The sequence below is a fragment of the Streptomyces sp. NPDC007162 genome, assembly GCF_040634175.1.
In the GTDB taxonomy this organism is placed as follows: Bacteria; Actinomycetota; Actinomycetes; order Streptomycetales; family Streptomycetaceae; genus Streptomyces.
In genome coordinates this window covers 20,811-30,906 of record NZ_JBEYFC010000042.1, presented here as the reverse complement: position 1 = coordinate 30,906, position 10,096 = coordinate 20,811, and the positions used below count along the sequence as shown (strand labels likewise).

Below are 10,096 nucleotides of genomic sequence, written 5' to 3'. Positions count from 1 at the left end.
CATCAGCCCGGACAGCGCAGTCACCTTGCTGATCACCATGGGAGACAACCCCGAGCGGCTGAACACCGAGGCATCCTTTGCTGCCCTTTGCGGAGTCAGCCCCGTCGAGTATTCGTCGGGCCGTCGGAGCACGCGCCGGCTCAACTACGGCGGCGACCGTCAGGCGAACGCCGCCCTGCACCGCATCGTGTTCACCCGGCTGCGCCACGACCCGCGCACCCAGGCGTACTTCAAACGCCGCACCCAGGAAGGCAAGACCCGGCGTGAGATCATCCGATGCCTCAAGCGGTATGCCGCCCGAGAGGTATTCAACCTGGTCAGACCGATATCCGGCGTCCCCTCGTTATAGGGGCGTCTGTTCGACGAGAAGCCTCGCCGGTGCGGTCCGACGCGGCTCTCAAACAGGTGCGTGCAACGTCCGTCGAGGGCACCGTTGCGCCCGGCTTCTCCCCTCCTGAGCACCCGAAGCAAGGAGGGGGCGCCGCCGCTGTGACGGCCGAGGCCCAGCCTGTCACCCTGGGACTCTCCGCACCCAAGCGGGAGGCGCCCTTCGCTCCTGCAAATCCAACCGCCTTGAGGAGTGTTCACGGTTCAGGACGGCATCCGCAGGGCGAGCAGGGCCACGTCGTCGGTGTTGCCGGGCGGCATGCGGCCGAGTAGCTGATCGCACAGAGTGTCGAGCGGTTCGTGGGCGAGGGCGAGGGCGTGGTGGCGCAGACGGGTGAGGCCGGTGTCGAGGTCGCTGCCGGGGATTTCGATCAGGCCGTCGGTGTAGAGCAGCAGGGTGGAACCCGGCGGCAGCGACTGCGCGGCGTTCGGTCGGCTGCCGACGGTGCTCGAACCGGCGCCGAGGAGGAGCCCCTGCCCGGCTTCGAGGTACTGCGCCTGTCCGTCCTGGGCCAGCAGGAGGGGCGGCGGATGCCCGGCGCCCACCGCAGCGTCCATGGGCCGGTGTGCGGGCTGCCTTCGAGCAGGGCGAGGACGAGGGTGGCCATGGGGACGGTGGTGATGGCGGGCAGGGCGTCGTCGAGGCGGTCCACGACAGCACCGGGTGGGCCGGGGCGGTCCCAGGCCAGTGACCGCAGGATGCCGTGCAGTTGTGCCATGCCGGCCGCGGCGATGAGATCGTGACCCACGACGTCGCCGATGACCAGCGCGAGCGTGCCGTCCTTCAGCTCGAAGGCGTCGTACCAGTCGCCACCGACCTGGGAGCCGGCCGGGGCGGGCTGGTAGCGGGCGGCCAGTTGCAGGCGGCCGAGCTGGGGCAGCGGGGCGAGCAGGTTGCGCTGCATGGCCTCGGCGACGGCACGCTGGCGGCCGAACCGGCGGGCGTTGTCGATGACCAGGCCGACCCGGCGGCCGATGTCGCCCACCACTTTCAGATCGTCGGTGTCGAAGGGGGACTCCGGGTCGGTGCGCACCAGCGTCAGGGCGCCGGCGACCTGACGGGCGGAGCCCAGCGGCACGGTGATGGCGGATGTCGCGCCCACCGCCCGCAGGAAGCCGCTGTGGACGGCGGCCAGGGCAGAGTCGGCCGGCTCGGTGACGTCTGCTTCGCGCTGCAGGACGGGATCACCGCCGTTCAATACCTGGACGAGCGGAGAGTGGGCTCTTCCCACCTCCGTCTGGGGCAGGCGCTCGCGCCAGTCCTCCTGCGCGGCGTGGCGGCCCCCCGGGCCCGTCACCGCCACACGGTGGACCTGTCCGGTACCGACCCGCAGGTCCACCGCCGCCCAGTCGGCCAGGCGGGGAACCAGCAGGCGGCCCAGCCGGGCGAGGGCCTCGTCGATCTCGAGTGTCTGACCCAGCACGTCGGTGATCTCCGCCACCAGCGTCAGCCGCTCGGTGCGGTCCTCCAGAGCCCGCGTGTAGGCCGCACGCTCCCGGCGCGTGCTGCGGTCGCCGGCGGCGTCGGTCAACAGCACGGCCATGCCCTGGAAGGCGCTGTCGTCCTTCAGCGGGGAAGCGGACCAGGAGATCGCGGTCAGACGGCCGTCACCGCGCAGCCAGATCTCACCCTCCCCCCGTGCCTCGGCTCTCTCGGCCAGGGACCGCAGTAGTGGGCACTGCTCCCGGGGCACCGGGCCGCCGGCCGCGTCCCGGTGCAGCAGGTCGTGTGCGTCCTCGCCCCGCATGGCGGCGGCGGCACGGCCCAGCAGGCGCTCGGCGGCCGGGTTGGCCGCGAGAATCCGTCCGGTGGGGTCCACCACGATGAGGGCTGTGCCCAGCCGTCGGACGACCTGCCCCCAGAAATCCGGCTCGGCCGCCGACCGGCACCGCCCCTCATCTCCCATGTCCTCCACCATGCCGCCTTTCCAGCCATGCAAACCCTCGCCGGAAACCGCGGACGCGTTGGCAGGCCGACACACCAGCGGATCGACGACTCGGAGTTGACAACGATCGGTACGACCTGCATCAACGCTATGCCCGAGCGGCAGGGAACGGGCTCGTCTCGGCCGGTCCAAGTCGTACGGCCCAGGAGTACGCCGGAGTTACCGAGGATCCTCCGAACACCGGTCGAACACTGTGTCGTTATCGGTGATCCCATACGCCGGGCCGGTTCCGGTCGGCCCGAGGCAGGGTTCGCGTCATGACTGCGACCATCTCCCGCCCGGCTTCACCCGAAGGCGGGCTCGCCCCCGTCCCTCGCCTCACGCTCGCTCCCACCGGTTCCGCAACGGCCCTGCTGGACGGCGCCTGGTGGCCGCGCTCGCGCGACCGCGTCAGCAGCCACCTCAAGGGGAGCCGTGAGGCGGCGCAGCCCCGCCGGGAAGCCGACGGGGCTGTTCCGGCAGTTGCGTTTCACCGGATCACTGCAGCCGGGCACCGGGACAGGGCTCTGGAGTACGCCGCCGGCGCCGGTGCGTCATGCTGGGGCGGTGCTGATAACTGCCAGGACCCGGGCGCGCCGCAGTGGCGCTCCTATGCCGTAGCCGGGTACCCGCATTCCTGCCTTCGGACCGGCACCCTGGTGCTCGTCGGCCGGAGCCTGCGGATGTCGCCGGGCTTTGACGTCGTGAGATCCTCCCCGGAGGGTGGCCGCTGTCGATGAACCTCCGCGCTGGCAATCGGGGCGAAACGGCATGGAAGGGATATAAGACACTAGCCTCGGGTCATGGTGACGCGTACCCGGCTGTATCACGACGGCACTCTGGTCCTGGAGGACTTTCCCGTCGGTGACGTCCCTGCGCATCTCGCTGATCCGGCGTCGGTCCTGTGGCTGGACCTGCACCGGCCCGGAGCCGCTGAACTCACCATGCTCGGTCAGGAGTTCGGCATCCACGAACTGGCTCTGGAAGATGCCGCCCAGCGTGGACAGCGGCCGAAACTCGACCGCTATCGCACCCACGAGTTCCTCAGCGCCTATGCCGCGACCGTCAGCCCGGACGGTGCGCAGCTGACGTACAGCGAGATCGCCGTGTTCCTCACCGGCCAGGCCATGATCACCGTCCGCAAGGACGACGGTCTCGACATCGAGGACGTCGTCGCCCGCTGGGACGAGAGCCCGGACCTGGCCGGCCACGGCGTCGGATTCCTGCTGCACGGTCTGCTCGACCATCTCGTGGACGGACACTTCGCCGCCGTCCAGCAACTGGACGACAGCATCGAGGAGCTGGAGGGCCTGCTCTTCGCGGCCGGGCGCCGTGAGATCGAAGCCGTGCAGCGCCGGGCCTTCGCACTGCGCAAATCACTCGTCCGGCTGCGCCGCGTCGTGCTTCCGATGCGCGAGGTGGTCAACGGGCTCATGCGCCCCGGCCTGCACCTGATCACCGACCCTCTCGTCCCGTACTACCAGGACGTCTACGACCACGTGCTGCGTGCGACCGAGTGGACGGAATCACTGCGGGACCTGGTGGCCTCGGTCATGGAGACGAACCTCTCGGTCCAGGCCAACAGCATGAATCTGATCATGAAGAAGGTGACGAGCTGGGCCGCGATCATCGCCGTTCCCACCGCGATCACCGGCTACTACGGCCAGAACCTCCCCTATCCCGGTTTCGGCCGCGAGTCGGGATTCATCACCTCCGCCGCCGTCATCGTGCTCCTGTCCGCATTGCTGTATCTGACGTTCAAGCGCAAGGACTGGCTCTGACCTGCACCGGCACCGGCGACCAGGTCCCGAAGGCGGGAAACTGCCTGGTCATCCCGGGCTTTTCGGGCCGATGAGCGGAGTAGTGTGAAGGCACCGGGAGTTTTTCGCGCACCGGCTCCGCTGCGGGTGCCGTTTCCGGTGATCGACAGCGCCGGGCCGCACCCACGAGCCCGGGGACAGGTCCGCGCCATGGCCGTGACCATTGACCGTACGACATCGAGCAGGCGCACGCCGCCGCCGGCGGCCCGGCTGTCCCTGAGCCCAGCGCCGGGCGGGCTGGACGGAATGTGGTGGCCTCGCTCCCGTGCCCTCACCCGTGAGCTGCCCACCCTGACGGCCGCGCTGGGCGATCTCTGGGGTCGTATCACGGGTGTCACCGTGCACCCGGCCTACTGGCCCGTCCTGCCGCACTGGGTGTCCGACGCCGGGCGCACCGTGCAGGTGGACTGGTCCACCGAGGAGCAGGATCCGCACAGACTCACTCTCCTCTCCGCTGACGGCCACCGGGACGTGCTGGTGATTCCGCCGGAAACCGGTGCTGACGCCGCCGCGCAGCTGATGGCAGGCGACGGCATCGATGTCCCGGCCCGGGAGCAAGCGGCAGACAGGATCGATGCACGAAACAGGGAGGAAGCCTGGGAGGCCGACGGCGGAGCAGGTCGACCGTCGTCCCTGCCCCGGCCCACCGGCTCGGCGGGGCCCTCGCCCGCTGGCGGTCGGCGGAGGTGAGATCCCGTGCTCGTCGTCGCCGTGGCCGTGCTGGTCGTCCTGATCGCCGTCGGAGTCGTTCTGATCCACCAGCTCAACGGTCAGCACGACGAACGGATCGCTGCCTTCCACTACAGCGATGTTCTGCCGGGGGTCGGGCGTCGGCCCCGGAGGCGCCGTCGGTCGACGGTGGGCGCGAGCCTTCCGATGCGCCCCACCGCGACGGCTGCCGCAAATGACATCGACTTCGGCCCGACGGACGGCAGAGGAAGGCGCGTCATGGCGATTTTGCGAGACCGGAAGACGTACCGCGAGAGGATCATGCAGGCTCTGTACCAAGCCGCCGAGGGCGATCGCCTCCTGGGCGTCGACGGGGCGAAGCTCCGCACCGACCTCGGCATCCCTGAGCAGGACATGGCCGCTGCCTGCATGTACCTGGCGGGCGAAGGCTGGGTCGTCGTGGACTGGGGGAGGGGCAACACGCCCGCGATGATCACGCTGACGCACCAGGGGATCCGGCAGATGGAGACGGAAGAGGAAGGACGTGGCTGAGCCGCCGCGTCGCTTCTCGGACCGAAGCGAACCCTCGCAAGGATCTTCATGTCGGATGAGTCCCTTTGGCGTAACGTGGAAAGCGGGTCGGCGCACGCTCACGTGCAATGACCCGGAAGGGCGGCTCCGGCGGGTATGCGCCGGAGCCGTTGCCCGTTTCCGTGAACGCGCCGTGCGGTGAGGTGCTCGCGCGAGCGTCGTGCGGAGTACGGTGAGGGAGCAGGGTCGTACGCGGTCGCATGCTCCGCGGTGGCACTGACCTTTACGACGGGCGGACATCATGGCCGACTCGGACACCTCCGATCATCTCCCCCGGCTCCTGCCGGACGCCGTTCACCGGCCCGTGAGACCGGGGACGGCCCTGCTGAGGCTGGAGACGACGCACGCGCGCGAGGGAATCCTGGACGGCGCATGGTGGCCGCGCTCCCGGGACATAGGTGCCGAGCTCCCCTCGCTGATCTCCGTGTTGACCGAGCATCTCGGGCCCATCACCCGGGTCGGTCTGGACGGGAGCGCCTGGGACGGACTGCCGCCCCGGGTGATGGTCGACGGCCGAGTCGTCCACATCGACTCCTTCCCGGTCGGTGACGACACCGTCCTCGTCACCCGGGGCGACCGGGACCATTTCTCCCTGATGCTGGTCCCTCCGGGCACGTCGCCCGACGCGGCACGCGCCGCGATGACCAGGGCCGTACGGGCCGACAACGTCACCGAGGCCCATCAGATCCTCATCGATACGGGCGGTGTCACGCCGTCTACGCCGGCCTGACACGTCCGTCGCGGATCGACTCCCCGTCGGCCTGGACCCTAGATGCGGGCGAACTTCTCGGTCTGCTGGGCGAATTCCTGAGCCATGGCGGCGCTGACCGTGGGCCTGGTGTCGCGGATCGTGTCCAGGTAGTCGTCGGTGGTGGGGGTGGTCCGGGTTCCGGTGTCGAAGGTGAGCTCGAACTGGGCCTGGGAGACGGTTCGCGCCGCATGGGCGATGTCAGCGGGGGTGAACCCCTCGCTGGCGGACGCGAGTACCGCGCTGTCGGCCTGCGCCCCCGCTCGGGCCAGGTAGCTCTCCCACAGTGCGGTCCTGGTGGTGTGGTCGGGAGGGCCGATCGGGAGGACGTAGTCGAAGCGGCCGTGGCGCAGGAACGCGGAGTCGAGCGTGGTGACGTTGTTCGTGGCGCAGACGAGCAGCCGCCCGTCCTGGCTACGGAACCGGACGATCGCTTTGAGCAGTTCGTTGACGACGCCGACAGCGGTCGCGTCCGCGCCGCCGCGTTCGCCGGCGATCTCCTCGACCTCGTCGATGAAGACGAGGACGCGGTCGAGCCGGGCGATCTCGTCGAAGCGCCGGTTGAGCCCGGTCGCCAGGCCGTACTCGGCGGCCAGACGGGCGGGGAACAGTTCGAGGAAGGGCCATCCCAGGCGGCTGGCGATCGCGTGCGTGAACGTGCTCTTCCCGGTCCCGGGCGGGCCGAACAGCATCACCGCCCGTGGCAGTTCCACTCCGTGCTGGGCGGCCAGTTCGGGATGGGCCAGCGGCAGGACCAGGCGCCGCTCGATGAGCCGCTTCTCCCGTTGCATGCCCGCGACCTTCTGCCACAGTCCCCCCGGTGGCAGCTCCGCTCCGAGCGAGGACAGCGTGCCGGCCGACTGCGGGGTCACCGGCCCGCGCTTTTCGAAGAAGACCAGCCCGGGGCGGGCGCCGAAGTCGCAGTTGCGCAGGGCGGTGGCACCGGTCTCGCCCTCGGGCAGGGCGGCGTGCACCGCGCGGACGCCGGCGGCGAAGAGCCGTTGCTCAAGGGCGGTGATCAGGGCACTGCCTAGCCCGCGCTGCCGCCAGGTGGGCGCCAGGCAGATGCGCAGGATCCATGCCCGTTCGCCCTCCACCCTGCTCACCGCGGCGCCGATCAGCACGTCGTCGGCCGTGGCCACCACAGCCGGGTGACGGGTCTGGAGGGCCGTCACGGCGTCCGAGAGAGGGAAGAGCGGCGGCTCCTCGGTGGTGCCGCTCTCCATGTCGACACGGATCAGCGCTTCGAGATCGTCCTGTGTGTAGTCCCTGACGCGCCAACCCGTCATGACCAGCTCCGCGTGTTCGGCCGTACTCCCATCATCAGCCGATGCCTGCAGGACGCGCGACAGGCGACGGTCACGAGTCCTCCCTGGTGGCACGGATCGCTCGGGCCGCAGTCGGGTCACGCCTCGTGTTCCGTTCGGCCCGTCGCTCCCCATCAGTCCGCCGGGCCTCGGCGAGGAGTATCCTTGTGATTACCGAGAGCATCTCGTACACCGGCTTCCACGCCGGGTCGTTCTCGGCGAGTGATGACAACCGGGCCGGCCGTGACCGGCCCGGGGTTGGGTCCGCGCCATGACCGCGACCATTCCGTTCACACCCGCAGTCGGAGGCCAGGCCCCTTCTTCGTCACCGCTCCGACTCACGCTGGCGCCGGTCGGCGCCCCTCCGGCCCTGATCGACGGTGCCTGGTGGCCCCGTTCGCGCAGCCTGACGGAGCAGCTCCCGGCGCTCGTCGAACGTCTCGACCCGCTGTGGGGGCGGATCACCCGGATAGCGGTGAGCCGCACGTTCTGGCCGGTGATTCCGGGAGAAGTGCCCGCGCACGGCCACATGGTGCGCGTCGGCTGGTCGCCCGCCGGGCAAGACCCGCACAAGCTGTTGCTGCTGTCCTACACGTTCGGCTGTTGGAACCTGCTGGTGATCCCACCGGAGACAGCGCCGGCCACCGCGGCCCGGCTCATGGCCACGGCCACCGACCCGTCGCGGAGCCTCACGGCGACCGGCCTGATGCGTGAGGCCGAACGTTTGCGGGCAGCGGCGGAGGCAGAGGCAGCGGCAGTGGCCGACTCGGACTCTCTCCGGGAGGCGGTCTGGGACGCCGAAGGCGGACACGACGCGCGGCGCCCCGCGTCGCGTACTCCTGACGGACCGGTCACCGGCCACATGCCAGCCCGGCAGTAGGAGTGTGAGATACATGGGCACCCTGGTGGCGGTGAGTGTGCTCCTCGCGATGATCGTCTTTGGTGTGATCGTGATTCAGCTGTTCACCGCGAGTCACGATGACCGCATGGAGACCCTTGCCTCCGGCCGTACCCGGCGGTGGCGGTTCTCGCCATGGCACCGCACGGAGAAGTGAACCCGCTCCAAGGAGGATCGCGGAGCCGGCTCCGCCGGTAGGACGTTCGTAGACATCGGCGGGAGCGTAACGGTCAGCGTGTCGTCGGCCATGTCCCCGGTGGTGCGGCTGCCGGCTCACTCCAGGAGGGCGAGATGGTCGGTGGCGCCCCCGCGTCATTCGATCAGCAGGAGCGTCGCGTCGTCCGGCGTGATCCGGCCCCGCGCCCGTTGCAGCGTGTGGGAGAGGCTGCGCGCCACCGTCCGGATCTGCCGCGCCGGGGGTCCAAGGCGGTTCACCCAGTCGATGAGCTGTTCCTCACCGAATTCCTCACCGCCGACATCGCGCTCCTCGATCAGTCCGTCGGTGAAGCACATGATCCGCTCGCCGGGCTCAAGGGTCACTTCACTGATCCGGGGCTCGTGACCGCCGAAGCCGACGGGCAGCGTCGTCGGGCCCTGCAGCCGTCGTACGACACGGTGTCCACGGATCAGCAGAGGAGCGGGATGTCCGGCGTTGACCCACTGAAGCCTGCCCGTGACCGTGTCGAGCCGCATCATCTGTGCGGTCACGAAGTGGTCGGGGCCGAACTGCACGGCGACGGCCCGATCCATGAACGCATAGATCTCCGACAGGCCGACGCTGATGCGCCGGGCATGCCGGTAGGCTCCGATGACCACCGTGGCCATCGTGGCGGCATCCAGCCCGTGGCCCATCGCGTCGACCATGGCCACATGCAGGACATCGCCGTTGAGGGCGTAGTCGAAGCTGTCGCCGGCCACGTCGTAGGCGGGTTCCAGCCTTCCGGCCGGCTCGACCCGGGGCGTGAACATCGCCAGCGGTGGCAGCAGCGACCACTGGATCTCCGTCGCCACACTCATCGGTTCTCTGCGGCGCAGCCGGAAGAACAGATCGGTGCAACCGTGCTTGGTCATCAGCATGTCGGCCACGAGCGAGGCGAGTCGGCGCAGCAGCCGCCGCTCGCCGTCGTGAATTCGGTCCAGGGTGACGGCCATGACGCCCACCTGGTCGCCACCGTCCAGCAGAGGCAGGTAGATCCGCACACCGTCGGCCTGCGGCACCTCCACGGGACGCGCTTCCCGGAAGGCACGGCCGACGTCGGAGCCGTCGATCGGCCGGGGTTCCCCAGACGCCGGCCCGTCACCCGGCAGGGGGACCAGCCACACCTGGCCGTAGTCCTGCAAGAAGAGCGAGGTCTCGCGGCCGTCGAGCCTGCCGACTGCCGTGCGACGAGCGGACCGAGCCGGTGCGGTGGCAACTCGTGTCCCTGGTCGAGCAGGACTCCCGGAAACTCCTCCCCGAAGTGCTCCGACCGGGCGGAGCCTTCCCCGGGTTCCTGTCGCTCACGGTCCGTCATCGCCGTGGCCCGGGGGGACGTTCCGGCGGATCTTCACGAAGGCGCTGTGCATACGACTCCCGACAGAGACTCACCGGCCGAGGCGGCGTGGGACTTCCGCCCGGATCGCGGGGGCCGACCCACCGACTCCCATCGAGTCGGCCGTGTGCTCGTACGCTCCGTGTCCGAGCCGCGGCGTCCGGTCGGCGCCGGCGGCGACCTCTGCCGGATCGACCTCTCCGGCGCCACGAACGTTTC

10 protein-coding genes and 2 pseudogenes are annotated in these 10,096 nt (G+C 69.9%); 8 read left to right on the top strand and 4 right to left on the bottom strand.

Translation table 11 applies throughout. From position 1 onward, the window contains the following. The coding region (locus tag ABZ646_RS07760) for an IS110 family transposase (protein ID WP_360514138.1) at positions 1-349 on the top strand (349 nt) is incomplete at its 5' end. Between the two features lie 242 nt (positions 350-591). Here the strand turns inward: ABZ646_RS07760 and ABZ646_RS07755 are convergent. After that, a complete protein-coding gene (locus tag ABZ646_RS07755) occupies positions 592-945 on the bottom strand; it encodes a PP2C family protein-serine/threonine phosphatase (RefSeq protein WP_360514135.1) in 354 nt (117 codons plus the stop codon). Between the two features lie 77 nt (positions 946-1,022). Next, positions 1,023-2,294: pseudogene (locus ABZ646_RS07750) on the bottom strand (PAS domain-containing protein); the annotation flags it as partial. 296 nt (positions 2,295-2,590) lie between these two features. On the opposite strand from ABZ646_RS07750, the gene ABZ646_RS07745 reads away from it, so the two are divergent. The 5 genes from ABZ646_RS07745 to ABZ646_RS07725 all read left to right on the top strand — a co-directional run bounded on the left by ABZ646_RS07745 (position 2,591) and on the right by ABZ646_RS07725 (position 6,122). Further along, entirely contained in the window at positions 2,591-3,052 is a 462-nt protein-coding gene (locus ABZ646_RS07745; RefSeq protein ID WP_360514132.1) for a DUF5994 family protein, read from the top strand. A 63-nt stretch (positions 3,053-3,115) separates the two neighbouring features. Then, the gene (locus ABZ646_RS07740; protein WP_360514129.1) at positions 3,116-4,093 is read left to right on the top strand and encodes a magnesium transporter CorA family protein; all 978 of its coding nucleotides are present in this window, start codon (positions 3,116-3,118) and stop codon (positions 4,091-4,093) included. Positions 4,094-4,282: 189 nt separating this feature from the next. Then, positions 4,283-4,822 carry a DUF5994 family protein gene (locus tag ABZ646_RS07735; protein ID WP_360514126.1) on the top strand — a complete coding sequence of 180 codons (540 nt, stop codon included), beginning with the start codon at positions 4,283-4,285 and terminating at the stop codon, positions 4,820-4,822. Between the two features lie 258 nt (positions 4,823-5,080). Beyond that, the gene (locus ABZ646_RS07730; protein WP_143630835.1) at positions 5,081-5,353 is read left to right on the top strand and encodes a hypothetical protein; all 273 of its coding nucleotides are present in this window, start codon (positions 5,081-5,083) and stop codon (positions 5,351-5,353) included. 280 nt (positions 5,354-5,633) lie between these two features. Next, positions 5,634-6,122: a DUF5994 family protein gene (locus ABZ646_RS07725; RefSeq protein ID WP_360514123.1), complete on the top strand. Its 489-nt coding sequence runs from the start codon at positions 5,634-5,636 to the stop codon at positions 6,120-6,122. Positions 6,123-6,160: 38 nt separating this feature from the next. Here the strand turns inward: ABZ646_RS07725 and ABZ646_RS07720 are convergent, their stop codons facing one another. Next, positions 6,161-7,429, bottom strand: a complete 1,269-nt coding sequence (locus ABZ646_RS07720) for a bifunctional GNAT family N-acetyltransferase/ATP-binding protein (RefSeq protein WP_360514120.1) — start codon at positions 7,427-7,429, stop codon at positions 6,161-6,163. Between the two features lie 289 nt (positions 7,430-7,718). Here ABZ646_RS07720 and ABZ646_RS07715 point away from each other — a divergent pair, with 289 nt between their 5' ends. Together ABZ646_RS07715 and ABZ646_RS07710 are read left to right on the top strand one after the other, a co-directional pair. After that, the gene (locus tag ABZ646_RS07715; RefSeq protein ID WP_360514117.1) at positions 7,719-8,327 is read left to right on the top strand and encodes a DUF5994 family protein; all 609 of its coding nucleotides are present in this window, start codon (positions 7,719-7,721) and stop codon (positions 8,325-8,327) included. Between the two features lie 13 nt (positions 8,328-8,340). Beyond that, positions 8,341-8,502 carry a hypothetical protein gene (locus tag ABZ646_RS07710; protein WP_358980166.1) on the top strand — a complete coding sequence of 54 codons (162 nt, stop codon included), beginning with the start codon at positions 8,341-8,343 and terminating at the stop codon, positions 8,500-8,502. 155 nt (positions 8,503-8,657) lie between these two features. Here the strand turns inward: ABZ646_RS07710 and ABZ646_RS07705 are convergent. Continuing rightward, positions 8,658-9,859 (bottom strand): annotated as a pseudogene (locus ABZ646_RS07705) (PP2C family protein-serine/threonine phosphatase). Positions 9,860-10,096 lie beyond the last annotated feature (237 nt).